This window comes from Kitasatospora sp. GAS204B (genome assembly GCF_029892155.1).
In the GTDB taxonomy this organism is placed as follows: Bacteria; Actinomycetota; Actinomycetes; order Streptomycetales; family Streptomycetaceae; genus Kitasatospora.
In genome coordinates, this window is sequence record NZ_JARZAG010000039.1 from 1 (window position 1) to 22755 (window position 22755).

A 22755-nucleotide genomic window follows, 5' to 3' on the forward strand; every position below is an offset into this window, starting at 1 on the left:
TCCGAGAACCGATCAACCCCCGACGACTTCAACTGACCCGGCCTTGGCATACCCCACCCAACGACCAGAACCCACCAAAGTCACCGGTATTGCCCCTAGGGCTGGTCGCCGGCTGGTTGTGGGGTGGCGGTGCTGGGCTCCGTCAGTCCGGCCCGTCCGGCCCGGCCGGCCCGGTCGCCGCGTGCCGGATCGGCCAGTGACGGCGCAGTGCGTCCAGTGCGGCGGTGATCGCCGGGCGGCGGGAGGCCTGGCTGCGCCAGAGCGTGAAGACGCGGCGGGTCGGCTCCGGCAGCACCGGCCGGGCGACCACACCGGGCGGCAGTTCACCGCGGCCGAGCCGGGGGACCAGGCCGACCCCGAGGCCCGCCGCGATCAGCGCGATCTGGGTCTCGAACTCACCGACCTGGTAGAGCACATCGGGCTCCTCGCCGACCTCGCGCATGGTGTTCACCAGCCAGTCGTGGCAGATGTTCCCCGGCGGGACGCTGGTCCAGCGCTGCCCGCGCAGCTCGGCCACCGGGACCACGGGGAGTGCCGCCAGCGGGTGCTCCGCGCGCAGCACCAGGTCGACCGGGTCCAGGCCCAGGCTCAGCCGGGACAGGCCGTCGGGCACCGGCACCGGCACCGAGGCCCAGTCCTGCACCAGTCCCAGGTCCACCTCGCCGCGCGCCACCAGTTCGGTGGCCAGGTACGGGTCGGTCTCCAGGACCCGGACCTCCAGCTCCGGGCAGGTCCGCCGCAGTTCGGCCAGCGCCCCGGGGAGCAGGCCGCGCGCCCCGGTGGCGAAGGCGGCCACCCGCAACTGGCCGACCGCCTGGCCGCGCTGGTGCTCCAGCGTCACCTCGGCCTGCTCGACCAGCGCGAGCACCCGCTGCGCGGTGGCGGCCAACTCCCGTGCCGCGTCGGTCAGCACCACGCCGCGGCCCTGCCGCTCCAGCAGCACCGTGCGGGTCTCCCGCTCCAGCTTGGAGATCTGCTGCGAGATCGCCGAGGAGGTGAAGCCGAGCGAGGCGGCGGCCTTGCCCACCGAGCCGTGCACCGCGACCGCGTGCAGCGCGCGCAGCCGTCCCAGATCAAGCATGGTCCGATTATGGGCCACTGGTTAGCAGCGGTGAACAGTGGGGTTCAGCATTCTTCGCTGGTGCTGAACGGTGTGCTCGGGACATCCTCGGGACATGCCAGCCGAACCGCGTCCTGCGGGCACCACCGGTGCCATGAGTCCTCGTCACATCGCCCTGGCCGTACTGGTCACCGCCGTCTGGGGTGTGAACTTCGTGCTGATCGACGTCGGCCTGAAGAACTTCCCGCCGCTGCTCTTCTGCGCGCTGCGGTTCGCCGTGGTGGCCGTGCCAGCGGTCTTCTTCGTCGGGCCGCCCAAGGTGGCCTGGCGCTGGGTCCTCGCGGTCGGCTTCGTGCTCGGGGTGCTGAAGTTCGGCTCGCTCTTCCTCGGCATGCACGCCGGGATGCCGGCCGGGCTCTCCTCGCTGGTGCTGCAGGGCCAGGCCGTCTGCACCGCGCTCTTCGCGGCGGGGATGCTGCGCGAGCGTCCGGGCCCGCAGCGGATCGCCGGGCTGGCGCTGGCGACCGCGGGCATCGCGCTCGCCGCCCTGGACAACGGGTCCGGCGGGCCGGCCAAGGCCTTCGCACTGGTCATCGCGGCCGCCGTGTTCTGGGGGCTGTCCAACGTGCTGACCCGCAAGGCGGCGCCGCCGGACCTGCTGCGCTGGATGGTCTGGGTGAGCGCGGTGCCGCCGCTGCCGCTGCTCGTCCTGTCGCTGCTGGTCGAGGGCCCGCGTGCCGATCTGCACGCGCTGGTCTCGATCACCCCGGTGGGGCTGGGCGCGGTCGGCTACGTGGGGCTGCTCTCCACCCTGTTCGGCTTCGGCGCCTGGGGTTTCCTGCTGCGCGAGTACGACGCGAGCGCGGTCGCCCCGTACTCGCTGCTGGTCCCGGTCTTCGGGATGACCTCGGCCTGGCTGCTGCTCGGCGAGGCGATCACCCCGCTGGCAGGTGGCGCGGCGCTGCTGGTGATCGCCGGGATCGGGCTCAGCGCGGTGCGGCCCGAGTACCTGGACCGGGTGCGCCGTCGTCTGCGCCCGACCCGCGGGGCCGGGGCCGCTAGCGGACCGTCGACTGCCCGTGCGCCGCTTCCGCGGCCCTGAGGACGCGCAGCATCACCGCGACGTCCGCCGGGTCGGTGCTGCGGAAGTACTCCTCGGCGACCTCCTGGCGGACCTGCGCGAACCGCTCCACCGCCGCCCGGCCGGCGGCGGTCAGCACCAGGCCGACCGAGCGCCGGTCCACCGGATCGGGCACCCGCTGCACCAGCGCGCCCTGCTCCAGCGCGTCCACCACGGTGGTGGCCGAGCGCGGGGCCACGTTCAGCCGGTCGGCCAGCTCGCTCAGCCGCATCGCCCGCCCGGGCGTCTCGCGCCGCTCGGCGTGCGCGAGCACCCGCAGCGCGCGGCCCTGGCCGGGCGTCAGACCGTAGGGCTCGAGGCGGTCCATGGTGCGGTGCCGGATCCGCTTCATCGCCCTGGTCAGCTCGTCGGCCAGCTCGGCCGCCCCGTCGGGCGCCCCGGCGCCGAGGGTGGAGGGTTCGGTGGGCGAGCTGGTCATGCGGGGGCTCCTCGGCGGGGGAAGTGGGCCCAGGGTAGCGTCCGGGGCGGGTAGCGAGCCAGCCACATGATGAGCCAGGCTCAGTATTGCCGGTCGGTCAACGGCAGCCACCTGGCCAGCGCCCAGAGCACCAGGGCGGACAGGCACCAGCCGGCCAGCACGTCCAGGAACCAGTGGTAGGTGCACCAGACCAGCCCGAGCCCGACCGCCAGCCCGAGCAGCGCCATCGCCGCGTACAGCGGGCGCCGTCCGGCCCGGGGCAGGGTGCGGCCGATCAGCAGGCCCCCGACCCCGTAGCCGACGCAGGCCGTGGTGGTGTGCCCGGACGGGTACCAGCCCCAGGAGCCCGGCGCGACGGGCTGGCCGAGCGGGCCGCCGCGCGCGAAGTACGCCTTCGCCGGTACCACCAGCAGCGGGATCAGCAGTGCCGCGAGCGGGGCCAGCAGCAGTGGCAGCCACCAGCGCCGAATCCCGGCCCGCCGGGCTCGCCAGGCGGCCAGCGCGCCGGCGCCGAGCAGCACCGGAATCGCCGGGACCGTGCTGCCGAGGTCCGAGAAGAGCTGGCCGAGCCAGTTGAGCAGGCCGCTGTGCAGGGCGTCGTGCGACTGCCCGACCCAGTGGCGCACCCAGCGGTCCAGGCCGAGCAGCGGCCCGCCGACCGCGACCTGCCAGGAGACCAGGGCCAGCACCAGGGCGAGCGGCAGCGGCGTCAGCGGGCTGTCGCGCAGGCTCGCCAGCGGGTGGGTCAGGACATGCAGGAGCCGCCCCGGAGCGGGGGGGAGAGCTCCGGGGCGGCCTGGGTGATCGCCGCTCCGCGCGCCCCGGGGGGTGTGGGCCGGACGGCCGGTCGATCGGTCCTGTGGCGGCGCCGTTGGGGGCGCCTGGTTGTCCTCGCGGATCGGCTGGCCGACCGCTGGTTGAGGCTCGCTGTCCATCTGCCATGACATTACGTCAAGCGGATTCCCGGCGGGCCGGGCCTGCCAGGGTTCGCACAGCATCTTCACCTGATGTGGTGCAACCTCCACGGCCGGTGAAGCGTCGCCGACCGAACCCACGGTGCGCCCGGTCCAGGATCGGACCGGGCGCACCGTGAGCGAGAGTTGACGCGTCGTCAGTCAGATGATCCGACGGATGCGCGCGGGGCTGAGCGTGGGGCTGAGCGGCCCCTTGGCGGTCGGCCTCAGACGCCGGCGGTCGCACCCTGCAGCGTGAAGGCGCCCTCGATGATGTCCAGGCCCTCGGTCAGCAGGTGCTCCGGGATCACCAGCGGCGGCAGGAAGCGCAGCACGTTGCCGTAGGTGCCGGCGGTCAGCACCACCAGGCCCTCGGCGTGGCAGGCCTTCGCCACCGCGGCGGTGACCTCCGGGTTCGGCTCCTTGGAGCCCGGCTTGACCAGCTCGATGGCGATCATGGCACCGCGCCCGCGGACCTCGCCGATCACGTCGAACTTCTCCTGCATCACCCGCAGGCGACCCAGCATCACCTCGCCGATCCGCTGCGCCTTGGCGTTCAGGTCCAGCGTCTTCATGGTCTCGATCGAGCCCAGCGCGGCGGCGCAGGCCACCGGGTTGCCGCCGTAGGTGCCGCCCAGGCCGCCGGCGTGCGCGGCGTCCATGATCTCGGCGCGACCGGTCACGGCGGCCAGCGGCAGACCGCCTGCGATGCCCTTGGCGGTGGTGATCAGGTCCGGGACGATGCCCTCGTCGTCACAGGCGAACCACTGGCCGGTGCGGCAGAAGCCGGTCTGGATCTCGTCCGCGACGAAGACGATGCCGTTGGCCTTCGCGTACTCGACGATGGCCGGCAGGAAGCCCTTGGCCGGCTCGATGAAGCCGCCCTCGCCCTGGATCGGCTCGATGATGATCGCCGCGACGTTCTCGGCGCCGATCTGCTTGTTGATCATGTCGATCGCCTGCGCGGCGGCCTCGGCGGCGCAGTTCTCCGCACCGGTCAGCCAGCGGTACGGGTAGGCGACCGGCACCCGGTAGATCTCCGGCGCGAACGGGCCGAAGCCCTGCTTGTACGGCATGTTCTTCGCCGTCAGACCCATGGTCAGGTTGGTCCGGCCGTGGTAGCCGTGGTCGAAGACCACGACGGCGGTGCGCTTGGTGTACGCGCGGGCGATCTTGACCGCGTTCTCCACCGCCTCGGCACCCGAGTTGAACAGCGCGGTGCGCTTGTCGTGGTCGCCGGGGGTGAGCTCGTTCAGCTGCTCGGCGACGGCGACGTAGCCCTCGTACGGGGTCACCATGAAGCAGGTGTGGGTGAACGCGGCCAGCTGCTCGCTCGCCTTGGCGACCACGGCCTCGGCGCTGTTGCCTACGTTGACCACGGCGATGCCGGAGCCGAAGTCGATCAGGCTGTTGCCGTCCACGTCCTCCAGCACCCCACCGCCGGCGCGCGACACGTACACGGGCAGGGTGGTCCCGACGCCCGCCGCCACCGCGCCCAGCTTGCGGGCCTGCAGCTCCTGCGACTTCGGGCCGGGGATCGCGGTGACCAGGCGGCGCTCCTGCGGGAGCAGCGGTGCGGCGCTCATAGGGTTATCTCCAGTCGGCTCGGCTTGTTCTGGTTCTTCATGGTTGCGCTGACGCGTCTTTCGGTCTTCGCAGGCTACGGCCGCCGCCCCGGCCCCGGCATGCGCCGGTCGGGCGCACTGCGCCGTCCGACTTGTCCTGCCCGGCCACCACCACCCACCCGGCGGACGACCACCGGCCCCGGCCGCCCCCTCCACTACATTGAGCGCGGGGTGTCGCCCGCCGGGCGGCATGGGTAACACTCAGCCGGGCAGGTCGGGGCAAGGGAGCGGGGCCGCAATGGGACTGGACGGCGGACAGGGCGGGCGGACGGAGCTGGTGCCGGACCCTGCGGCGGCCGCCGGCCAGATGCCGGCCCAACTGCCACGCGCCACGGGAACGGACCCGGGGTTCGCGCTGGCCGACTGGGTCGCCCGGAGCAGGCCGGCGGCTGAGGTCGGGATCTATCGGCTGGGGTACCGGCCGGTCGACGGGGCGACGACCGAGGACGCGACGGTACCCGCCTGGCCGTTGCTGGTCCGCGCCCTGCTGAATCTGTTCGCGGCCGGACTGACCTACAAGTACGGCACTCTGCTGGTGCTCTATGCGGTGAAGCTGACCATCTGGCCGCCGAACCCGACGGATGCTCAGATCGTCTTCGCTGAATATCTGACCCGCGGCGTCGTGGTGGCCTTCTCGATCGCGCTGTTCGGCCGGATGGGGCGCTGGAAGGAGGTGTACCGCCGCTACCTGACGCCCGCTGCGGTGAAGGACCACATCTCGCTGCTGCGTGCCCGTGCGATCACGACGGAGGACGGCGCACCGGTCGCACCGGCCACCGAGGGGACGACTGCCCTCGACCCCTGGGCCGAGCTGCGCCAGGCCGGCCTCGGTCAGGCGCTCGCCGTGGTGGAGGGGGACACCCGGGCCGGGCGGGTCGGTGATGTCGACTACGTGCGCATCCACCGGGTCTGGCGGGAGGTGCTCGCCGAGCCGGCTCTGGTCGGGGCGTTCGGGGAGCAGGTGGCGGTGCGGGGGGCGGCGGCGTGTGCGCATCCGTCGGAGGCGCGGGATCTGCCGGGGCGGGTGGCGGAACACGATCTGCTGTTGGGACAGGTGCGGTTGGGGACGGCGCAGGAGGTGCCGAAGAATCCGGCGGCGCACCGGGGGGCCGGGTTCGCACTGGACCGGGAGGTGCTGGCGACCTCGCTGCTGGCGGTGGGGCCGGCGGGGACGGGCAAGACGGCGCGGCTGGCCCGGCCGGTGGCGGAGGCGCTCTGCCTGCAGGCGTTGGCGCGGTCGGCGTGCGTGGTGGTGGTGGGGGCGGCCGAGGCCGAGTTGGGGCCGGAGGCGGGGTACGACGTGGTGATCGCGCCGGGTGATCCGGCCTCGGCGTACGGGCTGGACCTGTACGGGGCGGCCGCCGACCAGGACGCGGCGGCGGCCCGGTTGGCGGACGCGCTGCTGCCGGACGAGCTGTCCTCGCGGGCGCAGGGCGCGCGGATGGCGCTGCAGCAGGTGGTCGGGCCGTTCCACGCGGGCTACGGGCGCTACCCGGGGGTGCGGGAGCTGCGGGCGCTGCTCGGCGGGGACGAGGGGAGCTGGGAGCGGCTGGTCGAGCAGTTGCGGGCCAAGGAGGTGCTGGCCCTGCACGAGCCGGACGTGCAGCAGCGGCGCGCCCGGCAGGGGCAGGCGGACGACCCGGGGGTGCTGCTGGCCGACCGGCTGGCGCTGCTGGACCGGCCCGCGTTCGCCGGTTGCTTCGAGCCGGCCGGGCCCGGTGCCAAGCCGGCCTTCGCGATGCGGGCGCTGGAGCATCCGCTGCGGGTGCGGGTGAAGCTGCCCGAGCGCGGGCACCCGGAGGCGGCCCGGATCCTGTCGCGGCTGGTGGCCGGCCAGTTCCTGCAGGCCGCGGTGGCCCGGGAGGACCGTTCGCTGTTCGCGGGGCTGGTGCTGGACGACGCCTCGGCGGCGCTGGACGCGGGGGCCGTGCAGGGGTTGCGCCGGCTGCCGGGGGCGAACGCGGGGGCGGTGCTGCTGCTGCGCAGTCTGGTGGACCTGCCGGAGGCGCTGCGGGTGCCGCTGTTCGGCGCGGTGGGGTGCCGGATGGCCTTCCCGGGGATCGCGCCCTGGGACGGCAAGCTGTTCTCCGAGGCCTGGGGCACGGTGCTGGTGCGCGAGCGGGCGGTGACGCTGGCCCCGGACACCTCGGGTGGCATGCTGCGCAAGGCCGGGCGGCTGGCCCGCAAGGCGCTGTCGGGGACCACGGCGCAGACCGAGAGCGTGACCACCCGGGAGGTGGAGCGGCAGCGCTGGTCGCCCTCCGAGCTGGCGCACGCGCTGCCGGCCGGGCACGCGGTGGTCTCGCTGACCTCGGTGAGCGGTGAGCAGGTGCCGCCGCTGCTGGTGGACCTGCGCAACTGATTCGCGCAACTGCTCGCCGCAATTGAGCGGCGCGGCTGATCGGCGCGGAGCGCGCGGCGATCTGACGGACCGTCGGTGTTCGATCGGCATTCGGTTAGCTACGCTGCGGTGGATTTGGTGCCACGGCTTGTCCGCAGCGTCCATAATGAGAGTCGAACCGCACTCCGCCGCCCGGCCGCAACGAGGCCGTCGGGTCGTCCCACCGAAGGTGCCATGCCCCCCACACTCGCCTCCGTCGTGCGCAACTCCTCGCTCCACCTCACGGTCCTGGCCGGAGCGGACCACTTGGAGCGCCCGGTCCGCTGGGTGCACACCAGCGAGCTGGACGACCCCACGCCCTTCCTCGAAGGCGGCGAGCTGCTGCTCACCACCGGGATCAAGCTGGGCGCCGGGGCCAAGAACCTGCAGGCCTACGTCCACCGGCTGGCCGACGCCGGCGTGGTGGGCCTGGGCCTGGGCGTCGGCCTGTCGCACACCGAGGTGCCGCAGCCCCTGGTGGACGCGGCCGCCCAGCGCGGCCTGCCGCTGCTGCGGGTGCCCGAGCCGACCCCCTTCATCGCGATCAGCAAGGCGGTCTCGGCGGCGCTGGCGGCCGAGCAGTACGAGGCGGTGACCACCAGCTTCGAGGCGCAGGAGGAGCTGACCCGGGCGGCGCTCGGCCAGAACGGCACGGCGGCGGTGGTCCGCCGGCTGGCCGCCCGCCTGGGCGGTTGGGCCGCGCTCTACGACAGTTCGGGCGCGCTCTCGGTGGTGGCGCCCGACTGGGCGGCCCGCCGGGCCGCCCGGCTGGCCTCCGAGGTGGACCGGCTGCGCCGCCGGCCGGCCCCGGCCAGCGCCGCGCTGCAGGGCCGGGCGCCCGGCTTCGACACCGCCGACGAGGACTTCGTGGTGGTCCAGTCGCTGGGTGCCGACCGCCGGGCCCGCGGCTTCCTCGCGGTGGGCACCGAGGACCGGATCAGCCCGACCGAGCGCTACGTGCTGAACGCGGCGGTCGCCCTGCTCACCCTCACCCTTGAGCGTTCGCGCGAGCTGCGGCACGCGGAGGAGCGGATGGGCGCCGCGCTGCTGCGCCTGGTGCTGGCCGGGCAGGTGCCGACGGCCCGGCAGGTCGCCACGGGGCTCTTCGGCGGCCTGCCCGAGGGCACCATACGCGTGCTGGTGGCGGGTGCCGCACCGGGTGCGGAGAAGGCGGAGGGCGAGGCGCCGGTGCACGACCTGACCGAGCTGGCCGAGCGCGCCGAGCAGGCCGGCGGCCGGGCCGGCGAGAAGCTGCTGGTCGCCCGCGAGCCGAGCGGCAAGGACGCCAGGGACGGCAAGGACGGCAAGGACGGTGCGGCGCACCCCGAGCGGCTGGTGCTGCTCGCGGTGGACGGCGGCGCGGTGCACCGGGCTTGCCTGGGCGCGGTCGAGGAGCACGAGGGACTGGCTCTCGGTGTCTCGGCCCCGGCCGCGGTCGAGGAGGCCGGCGGCGCCTACGCACAGGCCGAGCGGGCGCTGGCGGTGGCGCTGCGCGGCGGCCGTCGTTCGGTGGGCCACGAGGAGGTCGGCGCCGGCTCGCTGCTGCCGCTGCTCGGCGAGGAGGCGGTGGCGGCCTTCGCCGAGGGTCTGCTGCGCCCGCTGCGCGACCACGACCGCACCGCCCGCGGCGACCTGGTGGCCTCGCTGCGCGCCTGGCTCTCCCGGCACGGCCAGTGGGACGCCGCGGCCGCCGACCTCGGGGTGCACCGGCACACCCTGCGCTACCGGATGCGCCGGGTCGAGGAGCTGCTCGGCCGCTCGCTGGACGACACCGACGTGCGGATGGAGCTCTGGCTGGCGCTGCGCTCGGGCGAGGAGTAGCCCATCCGGCGATCGGCCGCGCCGAGGCCGGGAGCAACCGGCCATTTTGGCAGGCGAAATGCGGGGCATTGCGCCACCTCGGCCAATCCGGTTCGCCCGGTGGTGCCCCTACCGTTGGCAGGGAACACCACTGCGACGAGAGGGCCGGTACCACCGTGACCACGACCCACGCATTCTGGCTGGCCGGCCGCCAGGAGACCGGCGAGACCAGCTTCGAGGTCCGCCACCCCTTTGACGACAGCCTGGTCGGCACGGTCAGCGTGCCCACCGACGCCCAGGTGGACGAGGCGGTCGACGCCGCCGTCGCCGCCCTGCCGGTCTTCGCCGCCACCCCCGCCCACGTGCGCGCCGCGGCGCTGGACCACGTGGCCCGCCGGCTGGCCGAGCGCGCCGAGGAGATCGCCCGCCTGATCACCGCCGAGAACGGCAAGCCGATCAAGTGGGCCCGCGGTGAGGTGGGCCGCGCCGCCTCGGTCTTCCGCTGGGCGGCCGAGGAGGCCCGCCGGACCAACGGCGAGACCATGCGCCTGGACACCGACCCGGGCGGCACCGGCCGCTTCGCGGTGGTGCGGCGGTTCCCCAAGGGCGTGGTGCTCGGCATCGCCCCGTTCAACTTCCCGCTCAACCTGGTGGCGCACAAGGTCGCCCCGGCGATCGCGGTCGGCGCCCCGATCATCCTCAAGCCGGCCCCGGCCACCCCGCTCTCCGCCCTGCTGCTGGGCGAGCTGCTGGCCGAGACCGAGCTGCCGGCCGGCTCCTGGAGCGTGCTGCCGGTGGCGAACGCCAAGATGCCCGCGCTGGTCCAGGACGACCGGCTGCCGGTGATCTCGTTCACCGGTTCGGACAAGGTCGGCTACCAGATCATGGACTCGGTGCCGCGCAAGCACGTGACCCTGGAGCTCGGCGGCAACGCCGCCGCCGTGGTGCTGGCCGACTGGTCCTCGGAGGCCGACCTGGAGTGGGCCGCCACCCGGATCGCGACGTTCGCCAACTACCAGGGCGGCCAGTCCTGCATCTCGGTGCAGCGGGTGATCGCGGACGCCGCGGTGTACGACGTGCTGGCCGAGAAGGTGCTGGCCAAGGTCGAGGCCCAGGTCACCGGCGACCCGGCGGACGACGCCACCGACGTCGGTCCGCTGGTGGACGAGAACGCCGCCAGGCGGGTCGAGGAGTGGGTGGCGGACGCCGTCGCCAAGGGCGCCAAGGTGCTCACCGGTGGCACCCGGCAGGGCGCGAGCTACGCCCCGACCGTGCTGGCCGAGCTGCCCGCCGACGCGATCCTGGCCACCGCCGAGGCTTTCGGCCCGGTGCTGTCGCTGCACCGGGTCGAGTCCACCGACGAGGCCTTCGCCGCCGTCAACGACTCCGCGTTCGGCCTGCAGGCCGGCGTCTTCACGCACGACGTGCAGACCGCGTTCCGGGCGCACCGCGAGCTGCAGGTCGGCGGTGTGATCATCGGCGACGCGCCGTCCTACCGCGCGGACCAGATGCCGTACGGCGGTGTCAAGGACTCCGGCGTGGGCCGCGAGGGCGTCAAGTACGCGATGGGCGACTTCACCTACGAGAAGGTCCTGGTGCTGACCGGCCTCGATCTCTGACGGAGCGTCACCAGAACCCCCGCCATCGCTGCTCGATGGCGGGGGTTCCTGCTGTCCGGACACCCAGCAAGTTCCAAGATTTCCTTACCCGTTGGTTCCCTTGACCGGTCCTGGTCAGCTGGTTACGCTCGCGGCTGCCCGGCCCCCCACCGGGTACTTCCCCCACGGATCGGCGCCACCCCCACAGGCGCGGCCGCCCTCAGTCATGCCCGCACCACCCCGGCGGGCTCCGGCCGCACCACAGGGCCCCATCGACCACCCCATTCGAAGGGCATCACCTTGCTGCGTTCGATCAAGCACTCCGCCGGCGTGGCCGTCGCGCTCACCGCCGCCGCCCTGCTCGTCGCCGCCCCCGCCGGCGCCCAGGCCCCCGAAACCGCGGGCCACGCGCTGCACACCCGCACCACCGCCGCCACCGCCAGCGGCAACAACCTGGCCTACGGCGGCGGCAACATCGTCACCAACCAGAAGATCTACGTCGTCTACTGGGGTAACCAGTGGGGCACGGGCTCCACCGTCACCAACGACCCCTCCGGCGAGGCCGCGCTCCAGCTCTCCTTCTTCCAGCACGCCTACGGCAGCGGCGACACCTGGTCCAACTCGCAGACCCAGTACTGCCAGGGCGTGGCCGTCGGCACCACCCAGTGCGGCAGCTCCGGCACCCACGTGGGGCACCCGGCGAGCAACCCGGTGGCGGGCACCTGGCTGGACAGCTCGGTCAAGGCCCCCGCCAAGCCCGGCCAGTCGGCGATCGCCGCCGAGGCGGTCAAGGCAGCCGCGCACTTCGGCGTCTCCGGTGACAACGTGCAGATCATCGTGGACGCCGCGCACGGCGTGGTCCCCTCCGGCTTCAAGACCCAGTACTGCGCCTGGCACGACCACACCAGCACCTCCACCGGCGCCGACCTGCCCTACACCAACATGCCGTACGTCTCCGACGCCGGTGCCGGCTGCGGCGCGGGCTTCGTGGCCACCGGCAGCAGTGGGGTGAACAGCGCGACCGAGGGCGTGACGATCGTGGGCGGTCACGAGTACGCCGAGACGCTCACCGACCCGGCGCCCAGCAGCGGCTGGGTGGACAGCACGGGTGCGGAGACCGGTGACAAGTGCGCCTGGGTCTCCAGCGGCCAGGGCGCCTCGTCCATCGCCAGCCTGAACGGCGCGAACTTCGCCGTCCAGTCGCTCTGGAGCAACAACTTCAGCGGCGGCGCCGGCGGCTGCGTCACCTCCTACACCAGCGCCACCAACCAGAACTGACGCTCCGTCAGGGGTGGCCCGCCGTGCGGCGGGCCACCCCGCTTCCCCTGGAGGCAGGCCCCGATGCGACGGACCGTCAGCGCGCTGGCGCTGCTCCCGCTGCTGCTCACCGCCTGCGGCTCACCCGCCCGCCACCCCGCCGCCTGCCAGGCGCCCGGGGACGCGGTGCTGCCGCACACCGCCGGCACCCTGGCCGAGACCGACAGCGGCTCGTTCTGCCTGGCCGCCGGCGCCCAGCTGACGGTCTTCCTGACCGCCTCGGGCAGCGGCCACTGGTCGGCGGTCACCAGCTCCGACCCCACCGTGCTGGCCCCGGCTGCCAACCTGCCGCTGACCGCGCCGCTCGGCGTCACTCCGGCGCTCTTCCACGGGGCGGGCCCCGGCAGCGTGCGCCTCAGCAGCCAGGACGGTGCCGGGCACGCCTGGCAGGTCACCGTGGTCGTCGGCTGAGCGGGCCGGGCGCCCGGCCCGGTGGTGACCGGGTCGGCGGCGGTCCGGCTGTGGCCACCGCTCCCGGCACGCCACAATGGAGCCCATGAACTCGCTCGCCCACCCGCAGCTGCGCTTCACTCCGGCCGTCGACGACCCGTCAGGTCCTCGGGAGCTGGTCATCCTCGGCTCGACCGGCTCGATCGGCACCCAGGCCATCGACATCGTGCTCCGCAACCCGGACCGGTTCCGGGTCGTCGCGCTGTCGGCGGGCGGCGGGCAGGTCGAGCTGCTCGCCGAGCAGGCGTTCCGGCTGGGCGTGCACACGGTGGCGGTGGCCCGCGCCGAGGCCGAGGCGCCGCTGCGCGCCGCACTCGCCGACCGGGCCGCCGGCCGGCCGCTGCCCGCTGTGCTGGCCGGCCCGGAGGCCGCCGCCGAGCTGGCCCAGCTGCCCTGCCACTCGGTGCTCAACGGCATCACCGGCTCGATCGGCCTGGCCCCGACGCTGGCCGCGCTGCGGGCCGGACGGGTGCTGGTGCTGGCGAACAAGGAGTCGCTGATCGTCGGCGGCCCGCTGGTCAAGGCGGTGGCCAAGCCGGGCCAGATCGTGCCGGTGGACTCCGAGCACGCCGCGCTCTTCCAGGCGCTGAGCGCCGGCACCGCGCGCGAGGTGCGCCGCCTGGTGGTCACCGCGAGCGGCGGCCCGTTCCGCGGCCGCGGCCGGGACGAGCTGGCCGGCGTCACCCCGAAGGAGGCGCTGGCCCACCCGACCTGGGCGATGGGCCCGGTGGTGACGATCAACTCGGCGACCCTGGTCAACAAGGGCCTGGAGGTGATCGAGGCGCACCTGCTCTACGACATCCCGTTCGACCGGATCGACGTCGTGGTCCACCCGCAGTCGGTGGTGCACTCGATGGTGGAGTTCACCGACGGCTCGACCCTGGCCCAGGCCAGCCCGCCGGACATGCGGATGCCGATCGCGCTGGGCCTGGGCTGGCCCGACCGGGTGCCGGACGCGGCCCCCGGCTGCGACTGGACCAAGGCCGCCAGCTGGGACTTCTTCCCGCTGGACGACGAGGCCTTCCCGGCCGTCGCGCTCGCCCGCGAGGTGGGTACGCTCGGCGGCACGGCACCGGCCGTCTTCAACGCCGCCAACGAGGAGTGCGTGGACGCCTTCCTGAACGGGCGCCTGGCCTTCACCGGCATCGTCGACACGGTCGCCAAGGTGGTCGCCGAGCACGGGCAGCACGACGGTGGTGGGGCGGCGCGGGGAACTTCTCTGACCGTCGAGGACGTCCTGGATGCGGAGGGTTGGGCCCGGGCCCGGGCCCGCGAGCTGGCGGCGGGCTGACGCCGTGGCCTTACGCGGCACGGCGGCCGGGTGCAGGATGGCGAACGGGAGCGACATGACGGAGGACCAGCGGTGACTGCAGTGATGACGGTGCTCGGCATCGTGGTCTTTTTCGTCGGGTTGCTCGTCTCGATCGCCTGGCACGAGCTCGGCCACCTGTCGACGGCCAAGCTCTTCAAGATCCGGGTGCCGCAGTACATGGTCGGTTTCGGCCCGACCATCTGGTCCCGCAAGAAGGGCGAGACCGAGTACGGCTTCAAGGCGATCCCGTTCGGCGGCTACATCCGGATGATCGGGATGTTCCCGCCGGGCGACGACGGCCGGATCACCAAGCGCAGCAGCTCGCCCTGGCGCTCGATGATCGAGGACGCCCGCGAGGCCTCCTACGAGGAGCTGCTGCCCGGCGACGAGAACCGGCTCTTCTACACCCGCAAGCCCTGGCAGCGGGTCATCGTGATGTTCGCCGGGCCCTTCATGAACCTGATCCTGGCCTTCGGGCTCTTCCTGGTCACCATGATGGGCTTCGGGGTGCCCAAGTCGCTGCCGATCGTCAGCTCGGTCTCGCAGTGCGTGGTCCCGGCCAGCCAGACCAACGACACCTGCGCCAAGGGCGCGACGCCGTCCCCGGCCGCCGCGGCCGGGTTGAAGGCGGGCGACAGCATCGTCTCCTTCGACGGCAACGCGATCCACAACTACCAGCAGCTCTCCAACGACATCCGCGACTCCTACGGCAAGACCGTGCCGATCGTGGTCAAGCGCGGCGGCCAGCAGCTGACCCTGACCGCGCAGATCACCAAGAACCAGCTGGCCAAGCTGGACAAGTACGGCGACCCGATCCCCGGCGCCGCGCCGGTGACGGCCGGCTTCCTCGGGATCAGCCCGACCACCGGCGTGGTCCAGCTCGGCTTCGACGAGAGCCTGAGCAAGATGTCGGACATGGCCGACACCGGCATCCACTCGCTGGTCGCGCTGCCCGGCAAGATCCCCGGGCTCTGGGACTCGGTGGTCAAGGGCACCCCGCGCCAGCCCGACTCCCCGGTCGGCATGGTCGGCGCGGCCCGGGTCGGCGGCGAGGTCTTCGCGCTGCACCTGCCCGCCTCGCAGCGGATCGCCGTCATGGTCAACCTGCTGGCCGGGATCAACCTCTCGCTCTTCCTGTTCAACATGCTGCCGCTGCTGCCGCTGGACGGCGGGCACGTCGCCGGGGCGGTCTGGGAGTCGATCCGGCGGCAGGCCGCCAAGCTCTTCAAGCGTCCGGACCCGGGTCCGTTCGACGTGGCCAAGCTGATGCCGCTGGCGTACGTGGTCGCCAGCATCTTCATCGGCTTCACCCTGCTGGTGCTGATCGCCGACGTGATCAACCCGGTCAAGATCACCTAGCCCACCGCTCAGGGGGCGTGCGTGGGCGCCCTGCGGGGTGCCGTACCGTTGGACGCCGGGTGCGCGATCACCGCACACCCGGCGTCCGTCACCTCTACTCCGGGGAACCCTGCGCACATGACCGCGATCTCGCTCGGTATTCCGTCCCTGCCGCTGAAGCCGCTGGCCAAGCGGCGCCACTCGCGTCAGATCATGGTCGGCAACGTTCCGGTGGGTGGTGACGCGCCGGTCTCGGTGCAGTCGATGACCACCACGCTGACCTCGGATGTGAACGCGACGCTGCAGCAGATCGCGCAGCTGACCGCTTCGGGGTGTCAGATCGTGCGGGTGGCGGTGCCCTCGCAGGACGATGCGGACGCGTTGCCGATCATCGCGAAGAAGTCGCAGATCCCGGTGATCGCGGACATCCACTTCCAGCCGAAGTACGTGTTCGCGGCGATCGACGCGGGGTGCGCGGCGGTGCGGGTGAACCCGGGCAACATCAAGGCGTTCGACGACAAGGTCGGCGAGATCGCGAAGGCGGCCTCGCAGACCGGCACGCCGATCCGGATCGGCGTCAACGCCGGCTCGCTGGACAAGCGCCTGCTGGAGAAGTACGGCAGGGCCACCCCCGAGGCGCTGGTCGAGTCGGCGCTCTGGGAGTGCTCGCTCTTCGAGGAGCACGGCTTCCGGGACATCAAGATCTCGGTGAAGCACAACGACCCGGTCGTGATGATCAACGCCTACCGGCAGCTCGCGGCGGCGTGCGACTACCCGCTGCACCTGGGCGTGACCGAGGCCGGCCCGGCCTTCCAGGGCACCATCAAGTCGGCCGTCGCGTTCGGTGCGCTGCTGGCCGAGGGGATCGGGGACACGATCCGGGTCTCGCTCTCCGCGCCGCCGGTGGAGGAGATCAAGGTCGGCAACCAGATCCTGGAGTCGCTGAACCTGCGTCAGCGCGGCCTGGAGATCGTCTCCTGCCCGTCCTGCGGTCGGGCCCAGGTGGACGTCTACAAGCTCGCCGAGGAGGTCACCGCCGGCCTGGAGGGCATGGAGGTGCCGCTGCGGGTCGCCGTCATGGGCTGCGTCGTCAACGGTCCGGGTGAGGCGCGGGAGGCCGACCTCGGTGTGGCCTCGGGCAACGGCAAGGGCCAGATCTTCGTCAAGGGCGAGGTGATCAAGACGGTGCCCGAGTCGAAGATCGTCGAGACCCTGATCGAGGAGGCCCTCAAGCTCGCCGAGCAGATGCAGGCCGACGGCGTCGAGTCCGGCTCCCCGACCGTGATCGCCGCCGACTGACGGTGGGTGAGGCGCTGTGCTCGATCGAGGTGTGATGCTGCCCGGTGCGCTGCAGGCTGCCCGCAGCCTGGCCGCGACCCGGGTGCTGGACGGCCCGGACCTGGCCGACACCCTGGAGGTGCTGCGGCGGGACCCGGTCGCCAACGCCTTCGTCGCCACCCGGGTCGAGGCGGTCGGCCTCGACCCGTGGCGGCTCGGCGGCGAGATGTGGGGCTGGTTCGACCAGAACGGCCGGCTGGAGTCGCTCTGCTACGCCGGAGCCAACCTGGTGCCGATCAACGCCGGTCCGCAGGCCGTGCGCGCCTTCGCCGAGCGGGCCCGGCGCCAGGGGCGGCGCTGCTCCTCGATCGTCGGCCCGGCCGAGTCCACCGCCGCGCTCTGGGCGCTGCTGGAGCGCAGTTGGGGGCCGGCCCGCGAAGTCCGCGGCCACCAGCCGCTGATGGCCGCCACCGAGCCCGCCACCGAGGTGGCCGCCGACCCGCTGGTCCGCCGGGTCCGCCGGGACGAGCTCGACCTGCTGATGCCGGCCTGCGTGGCGATGTTCACCGAGGAGGTCGGGGTCTCCCCGCTGGCCGGTGACGGCGGGCTGCTCTACCAGGCCCGAGTGGCCGAACTGGTGGGCGGCGGCCGCTCGTTCGCACGGATCTCGGAACAGGGCGAGGTCGTCTTCAAGGCCGAGATCGGCGCGGTCACCCGGGGCGCCTGCCAGATCCAGGGGGTCTGGGTGGCCCCCGCCCACCGCGGCCGCAGGCTCTCCGAGAGCGGCATGGCCGCCGTGCTGGAGATCGCGCTGCGCGAGGTGGCCCCGGTGGTCAGCCTCTACGTGAACGACTACAACCTGGCCGCCCGGGCCGCCTACCACCGGGTGGGTTTCCGCGAGGTGGGCGCGTTCATGTCGGTGCTTTTCTAGCTCGCTGATTTTCCGGGCGGTGCTGGAGTAACGTCCCGGGCATGGAGCAGCAGCTGACCGAGGTGACCGTCCAGCCGATCGATCTGGCGGCCTGGGCACCGTACGCACTGGAGGTGCAGTCGGCGGCCTTCGGGCTCTCGCCGGAGGAGGTCGCGGTCCGGCTGCACATCGTGGGGCGGCACGCGCTGCAGCCCGGCGTGATCGCGCTCGGGGCGCTCAGCGCGGGGCAACTGGTCGGCTTCGGCTACGGCATGCCCAACCAGCGCGAGCACTGGTGGAGCACGGTGATCGAGCCGCATCTGGAGGCGCGCGGCCACGGCGACTGGCTGGACGGCGTGTTCGCCGTCACCGAGCTGCACGTGCTGCCGCAGTTCCAGGGCCGGGGCCTGGGCAGCACCCTGATCCGCACCCTGTGCGAACGGTCCGGGCTGCCGCGCAGCATCCTGTCCGCGATCGACGCCGAGACCCCGGCCCGCCGCCTCTACCGCTCGCTCGGCTACCGCGACCTGGCCCGCCCGGTGCGCTTCCCGAACACCGACCGCCCGTACGTCGTGATGGGCGCCCGGCTGCCGCTGCTCGACCGGACCGACCGCGGACCGGACTTCCGCTAGAGGCGGCCGGCGAACTCCAGGTAGCGCTCGGCGCCGCTGCGGTCGCCGCCGGCCAGCGCCGCCATCCCGGCGGCGACGCTGCGGAACAGCGTCCAGCCGCGCAGCCGGTCCAGATCCACCTCCAGCGCCTCGGACAGCTGGTGCAGGCGGCGCCGCACCGCGCCCTCGGGGCCGGCCGCGGCGGCCAGCGTCTCCTTGCGGTCCTGCACCAGCCAGGCCAGGTCGAAGGCGCGCTCGCCGACCAGCGGCTGCGGGTCGATGGCCAGCCACGGGGCGCGGTCGGCGGCCATCACGTTGCCGTGGTGGAAGTCGCCGTGCAGCAGGAAGGCCTCGTCGCCGGAGGCCAGCAACTCCTCGGCGGTGCGCAGCGCCGCGTCCACCAGCGGCCGGGCGTCCAGCTGATCGGCCGCCGCCGGGTGCTCGCGCAGCCAGGCGGCGCGGACCGCGACGTGCTCGGCCACCGAGGAGTAGGCGTGGCCGTCGGCGGGCCTGGTCCACAGGCGCCGCAGCAGGCCGCAGGCCTCCAGCATCGCCTTCGCCTCGACCAGCGAGCGCAGCGGGATGTCCCCGTGCAGGCGCTCCAGCAGCAGGAAGCCCTCGGCCGGGTCGGCGTCCAGCAGCAGGACGGCGCCGCGGCCGGCCCACTGGCTCAGCGCGGCGTGTTCCTGCGCGGTCTCCGGGGTGATCAGACCGGCCTTCAGCACGGCCGGCGTGTTGTCCGCCCGCCGGACGTAGCCGATCACGCTGAGCCGGCCGCCCGGCTCGGCGATCCGGTCCAGGGTGAGGTCCCACCGCGCCAGCCGGTGGGCGACCCGGTCCGGCAGCGCGGCCAGCCAGCGGGCGCCCGGCTCGCCCTGGCGGGCCAGCACGCTCTCGCGCAGTCGGTCCGGGACGCTGAACTGCCCTGCTGTTGCCGACATGCCGGTCCTCCGTCCGGTGCGCCCCCTGGTGGTACCCCGTCCATTGTCGGCCATCGAGGGTCGCGCGGACGGGAAGCCGCGCACTGGTCAGGGGCTCGCGGTGGCGGTGGCGGCGGTCCCTGCCGGCATCCCCGGCAGGGCTCCGACGTCGACGCCCCAGTGGTAGGCCTGCAGGCCGCACTCGCGCAGCGCGGTGGCGCCGGCCAGCCGCAGCGAGCCGCTGCCGGCCGCCACCAGATCGGCGTAGACGGCGGTCAGCCGGGCCTCGATGGTGCCGGCCAGCTTGGCGGCCGCGGTGGCGTCCGGGACGGCGAACGGCAGCTGGTAGCCGGGGGCGGCGGCAACCGGGGTCGCGCCGGCGCCGGCCAGCATCCGCTGCCAGGCGTCCCGGCGGGCCTGGTGGACGGCGTAGCAGGCGCGGGCGTCGTCCCGCTGGGGGCCCACGGGTATCCGGGCGCCGACCACCCCGAAGGCGTAGACGGCGGTGTGCTCGCCGGCCAGTGCGGCCTGCAGCGCGGTGACCGCCCCGGCCGTCAGGCCGCCTGACGGGGTGCCACTCGCGCTGGGGGAGGGGACGGCTGACGCCGTGTCGGCGGGGAACGGGGCGGTGTCGCCCAGGTGGGCGGCGTGCACCGCGCCGGCCGCCGAGACCGAGGCCAGCAGCCGGGCCAGCTCCGGGGAGGCTGCGGCCAGGTCGGCCAACCGGCCCTGCGCGCAGCTCAGCTCGGCGGTGGCCAGCGGCGCCCACCCGGCCGGCGATCCCGGGGCGTTGACAGTCGGGCTGGCGGACGCGGCGGGAGCGCTCGGTGACGCTGAGGAGGAGGCGGGGCGGCCGGCCGGCAGTCCCGCCGCCAGCGCCGTCCGCTGGGTCTCCAGGTCGGCACGCAGCTGCGCGAGCGGCGAGGCGGGCGCGCCGCTGCCGGGGCCCAGCGCCGCGGAGTACTGGGCGATCAGCGCATCGGTGGCGGCCACCGCCCGGGTGCGCAGCGGCAGGTCGGGGTCGGTCTTCCCGGCCCCGCCGGCGGCGCTGCCCCCGGCCTTGGACTTCCCACCCGAAGCGGTGCAGGCGGCCAGGAGTCCGGCGGCGGCCAGCGCCCCGGTGGCCAGGAAGGTCCGCCGGCTGGGGGACTGCATCGACGCGCTCCATGAGGTCATGCGGAAGTCGCCGAACGCCCCCCGCGGCTGGTCTGCCGGGTGCAGGGCCGCAACGTCGTCCGCGCCACGGTCACCCGTGTACACAGCGTGAAAGAGTTGTGCCCGCCCGCCTGGACCGTATCGTCAGTGGCTGACGCAGCCCAGGCCGGGGCCGGTTCCGAGGTGTCTCCGGCCGGCACCCGGTGTGCCCGGAATCGGCGGTTCGGGGGTCGACCCGATAGGCTTTGGGCGAGTTACGACCTTCTGACAACAGCAGACGCGGCCGAGGAGTCACCCGGATGAGCACCACCCCCACCGATCGGTTGCGTGCCCTGTTGGAGCCGCTGGCCGAGCGCGCGGGTCTGGACCTTGAGGACCTCAAGGTGAGCCAGGCAGGCAGTCGCCGCCAGGTGCAGATCGATGTGGACGCGGACGGCGGCGTGGACCTCGACGCGATCGCCGAGTTCAGCCGTGAGGTCGGCAAGGCGCTGGACGAGAGCGACCTGATGGGCAATACCGCGTACGTGCTGGAGGTCGGCTCCCCGGGCGTGGACCGTCCGCTCACCGCGCCCCGGCACTGGCGTCGCAACGCCGGCCGGCTGGTGAAGGTGCAGCTCACCGAGGGCGACGAGATCGTCGCCCGGATCCTGTCGAGCGACGAGGACGGCGCGCTGGTCGAGGTGCAGCCGGTCAAGGGCCGCGGCCGTGCCAAGGAGCGCCGCCTGGAGTTCGCCGAGATCGTCAAGGCGCGGATCCAGGTGGAGTTCAACCGCAAGGAGGACGAGCAGCTGCTCGCCGACGACGCCGACGCCACGGACGCTGCCGAGGGCGACAACGAAGACAACGACGACGCTGCAGACGAGCAGTGAGCAAGAACCGAAGAGCAGAGGAGGCGTAGCCGTGGACATCGACATGAGTGCCCTGCGTGGGCTGGTGACCGAGAAGAACATCCCGTTCGACCTGCTGGTCGAGTCGATCGAGTCGGCGCTCCTCATCGCGTACCACCGGACCGAGGGCTCGCGCCGTCGTGCCCGCGTCGAGCTGAACCGCAAGACCGGCCATGTCACCGTGTGGGCGCTTGAGGACGCGAACGAGCTCGAGGAGGGCGTGGAGCCCAAGGAGTTCGACGACACCCCGAGCGGGTTCGGCCGGATCGCCGCCAGCACCGCCAAGCAGGTGATCCTGCAGCGGCTGCGCGACGCGGCGGACGACCAGACCTTCGGCGAGTACGCCGGCAAGGAGGGCGACATCGTCACCGGTGTCGTCCAGCAGGGCAACGACCCGAAGAACGTGCTGGTGGACATCGGCAAGCTGGAGGCCATCCTGCCCCCGCAGGAGCAGGTCCCCGGCGAGGAGTACAAGCACGGCACCCGGCTGCGCAGCTACGTGGTGGCGGTGCGCCGCGGCGTGCGCGGCGCCTCGGTGACGCTGTCGCGGACCCACCCGAACCTGGTGCGCAAGCTCTTCGCGCTTGAGGTCCCGGAGATCGCCGACGGTTCCGTCGAGATCGCCGCGATCGCCCGCGAGGCGGGCCACCGCACCAAGATCGCCGTGTACTCGCGCCGCCCGGGTCTGAACGCCAAGGGCGCCTGCATCGGCCCGATGGGCGGCCGGGTGCGCAACGTGATGGCCGAGCTGCACGGCGAGAAGATCGACATCGTCGACTGGTCCGAGGACCCGGCCGAGATGGTGGCCAGCGCGCTGTCCCCCGCGCGGGTGACCAAGGTCGAGATCGTGGACTACGCCCAGCGCTCCGCCCGGGTGATCGTGCCGGACTACCAGCTGTCGCTGGCGATCGGCAAGGAGGGCCAGAACGCCCGGTTGGCCGCCCGGCTGACGGGGTGGCGGATCGACATCCGCCCGGACACCGAGGGCTCGCAGGACGGCTCGGACGGGGAATCCCACGCCGAGTAGTCGTGTTGTCATCCGAGAGCAGCGACCCCGGCCTGATCGACGGGGCCGCGGTCAGTCCCTGCGGAGGGGTAGACTTGATGGTGTCCGGCCGGACGCGTGTCCGCGCATGCCCTGAACGCACTTGCGTGGGCTGCCGCAAGCGAGCGGCCAAGCACGAGCTGTTGCGAGTCACGGCGGTCGAGGGCGTCTGCGTCCCCGATCCTCGCGGTTCGCTGCCCGGCCGGGGCGCGTACCTGCACCCCGATCCGGCCTGCCTCGACCTGGCGGTCCGCCGCCGGGCGTTCCCCAGGGCCTTCCGGCTCCAGGGCACGCTCGACACGGAGTCGCTACGGCAGCGGGTCGAGGCCGGGGCAGTGAGCGCCCCGGCGTCCTGAGCCCAGCGGATCCAGCTGGACCGCGGGTTCGCCCGCAGGGCACGACCTCCGCCGGTGCGGGGGAGAACCACCGCACAGAAGAGCAACGGCGCGAGCACTCCGGTGCATCGCGCCACCAGTCAGGTACCTCGCGAGATGGAAGTAGGTCGAGATTGCGATGAGCACTCGATGAGTACGCGATGAGTACGCCCATGAAGTAGC

20 protein-coding genes are annotated in these 22755 nt (G+C 73.3%); 14 read left to right on the forward strand and 6 right to left on the reverse strand.

From position 1 onward, the window contains the following. Positions 1-142: 142 nt before the first annotated feature. Complete coding sequence (locus P3T41_RS33610) at positions 143-1081, reverse strand: LysR family transcriptional regulator (RefSeq protein ID WP_280694414.1); 939 nt, start codon at positions 1079-1081, stop codon at positions 143-145. Between the two features lie 133 nt (positions 1082-1214). On the opposite strand from P3T41_RS33610, the gene P3T41_RS33615 reads away from it, so the two are divergent. Further along, positions 1215-2162: an EamA family transporter gene (locus P3T41_RS33615; RefSeq protein WP_280694415.1), complete on the forward strand. Its 948-nt coding sequence runs from the start codon at positions 1215-1217 to the stop codon at positions 2160-2162. Here the strand turns inward: P3T41_RS33615 and P3T41_RS33620 are convergent. The 3 genes from P3T41_RS33620 to gabT all read right to left on the reverse strand — a co-directional run bounded on the left by P3T41_RS33620 (position 2119) and on the right by gabT (position 5158). After that, complete coding sequence (locus P3T41_RS33620) at positions 2119-2619, reverse strand: MarR family transcriptional regulator (protein ID WP_280694416.1); 501 nt, start codon at positions 2617-2619, stop codon at positions 2119-2121. The two genes, P3T41_RS33615 and P3T41_RS33620, sit on opposite strands and share 44 nt — an antisense overlap. Positions 2620-2699: 80 nt before the next feature. Then, a complete protein-coding gene (locus P3T41_RS33625) occupies positions 2700-3554 on the reverse strand; it encodes a phosphatase PAP2 family protein (protein WP_280694417.1) in 855 nt (284 codons plus the stop codon). A gap of 245 nt (positions 3555-3799) precedes the next feature. Next, complete coding sequence (gene gabT, locus P3T41_RS33630) at positions 3800-5158, reverse strand: 4-aminobutyrate--2-oxoglutarate transaminase (RefSeq protein WP_280694418.1); 1359 nt, start codon at positions 5156-5158, stop codon at positions 3800-3802. Between the two features lie 277 nt (positions 5159-5435). Between gabT and P3T41_RS33635 the strand changes: the two genes are divergently transcribed. From P3T41_RS33635 to P3T41_RS33680, 10 genes are all read left to right on the forward strand, one after another. Continuing rightward, positions 5436-7559, forward strand: coding sequence for an ATP-binding protein (locus P3T41_RS33635; RefSeq protein WP_280694419.1), 2124 nt, complete (start codon positions 5436-5438; stop codon positions 7557-7559). Positions 7560-7772: 213 nt separating this feature from the next. Continuing rightward, positions 7773-9398: a PucR family transcriptional regulator gene (locus P3T41_RS33640; protein ID WP_280694420.1), complete on the forward strand. Its 1626-nt coding sequence runs from the start codon at positions 7773-7775 to the stop codon at positions 9396-9398. A 155-nt stretch (positions 9399-9553) separates the two neighbouring features. Then, positions 9554-10996, forward strand: a complete 1443-nt coding sequence (locus P3T41_RS33645) for an aldehyde dehydrogenase family protein (RefSeq protein WP_280694421.1) — start codon at positions 9554-9556, stop codon at positions 10994-10996. 279 nt (positions 10997-11275) lie between these two features. Further along, positions 11276-12253 (forward strand): hypothetical protein, encoded by a 978-nt coding sequence (locus tag P3T41_RS33650; protein WP_280694422.1) that lies wholly within the window; start codon positions 11276-11278, stop codon positions 12251-12253. Between the two features lie 63 nt (positions 12254-12316). After that, entirely contained in the window at positions 12317-12703 is a 387-nt protein-coding gene (locus P3T41_RS33655) for a hypothetical protein (RefSeq protein WP_280694423.1), read from the forward strand. Positions 12704-12788: 85 nt separating this feature from the next. Continuing rightward, on the forward strand, positions 12789-14033 hold the full coding sequence (gene dxr / locus P3T41_RS33660) for a 1-deoxy-D-xylulose-5-phosphate reductoisomerase (protein WP_280694424.1): 1245 nt from the start codon (positions 12789-12791) through the stop codon (positions 14031-14033). A gap of 72 nt (positions 14034-14105) precedes the next feature. After that, the gene (locus P3T41_RS33665; protein WP_280694425.1) at positions 14106-15413 is read left to right on the forward strand and encodes a site-2 protease family protein; all 1308 of its coding nucleotides are present in this window, start codon (positions 14106-14108) and stop codon (positions 15411-15413) included. Positions 15414-15530: 117 nt separating this feature from the next. Further along, the gene (ispG, locus tag P3T41_RS33670) at positions 15531-16691 is read left to right on the forward strand and encodes a flavodoxin-dependent (E)-4-hydroxy-3-methylbut-2-enyl-diphosphate synthase (RefSeq protein ID WP_280694426.1); all 1161 of its coding nucleotides are present in this window, start codon (positions 15531-15533) and stop codon (positions 16689-16691) included. Positions 16692-16725: 34 nt separating this feature from the next. Continuing rightward, positions 16726-17601, forward strand: coding sequence for a GNAT family N-acetyltransferase (locus P3T41_RS33675; protein ID WP_280694457.1), 876 nt, complete (start codon positions 16726-16728; stop codon positions 17599-17601). 41 nt (positions 17602-17642) lie between these two features. Then, on the forward strand, positions 17643-18212 hold the full coding sequence (locus P3T41_RS33680; protein ID WP_280694427.1) for a GNAT family N-acetyltransferase: 570 nt from the start codon (positions 17643-17645) through the stop codon (positions 18210-18212). Here P3T41_RS33680 and P3T41_RS33685 read toward each other — a convergent pair. Continuing rightward, entirely contained in the window at positions 18209-19132 is a 924-nt protein-coding gene (locus P3T41_RS33685) for an aminoglycoside phosphotransferase family protein (protein WP_280694428.1), read from the reverse strand. The two genes, P3T41_RS33680 and P3T41_RS33685, sit on opposite strands and share 4 nt — an antisense overlap. Before the next feature lie 87 nt (positions 19133-19219). After that, the gene (locus P3T41_RS33690; RefSeq protein WP_280694429.1) at positions 19220-20266 is read right to left on the reverse strand and encodes a ferritin-like domain-containing protein; all 1047 of its coding nucleotides are present in this window, start codon (positions 20264-20266) and stop codon (positions 19220-19222) included. 299 nt (positions 20267-20565) lie between these two features. Between P3T41_RS33690 and rimP the strand changes: the two genes are divergently transcribed. The 3 genes from rimP (at position 20566) to P3T41_RS33705 (ending at position 22554) form a co-directional block, all read left to right on the forward strand. After that, positions 20566-21135: a ribosome maturation factor RimP gene (gene rimP / locus P3T41_RS33695; RefSeq protein ID WP_280694430.1), complete on the forward strand. Its 570-nt coding sequence runs from the start codon at positions 20566-20568 to the stop codon at positions 21133-21135. A gap of 31 nt (positions 21136-21166) precedes the next feature. Next, on the forward strand, positions 21167-22180 hold the full coding sequence (gene nusA, locus P3T41_RS33700; protein ID WP_280694431.1) for a transcription termination factor NusA: 1014 nt from the start codon (positions 21167-21169) through the stop codon (positions 22178-22180). An 80-nt stretch (positions 22181-22260) separates the two neighbouring features. Further along, positions 22261-22554 carry a YlxR family protein gene (locus tag P3T41_RS33705; protein ID WP_280694458.1) on the forward strand — a complete coding sequence of 98 codons (294 nt, stop codon included), beginning with the start codon at positions 22261-22263 and terminating at the stop codon, positions 22552-22554. The last annotated feature ends 201 nt before the right edge of the window (positions 22555-22755 follow it).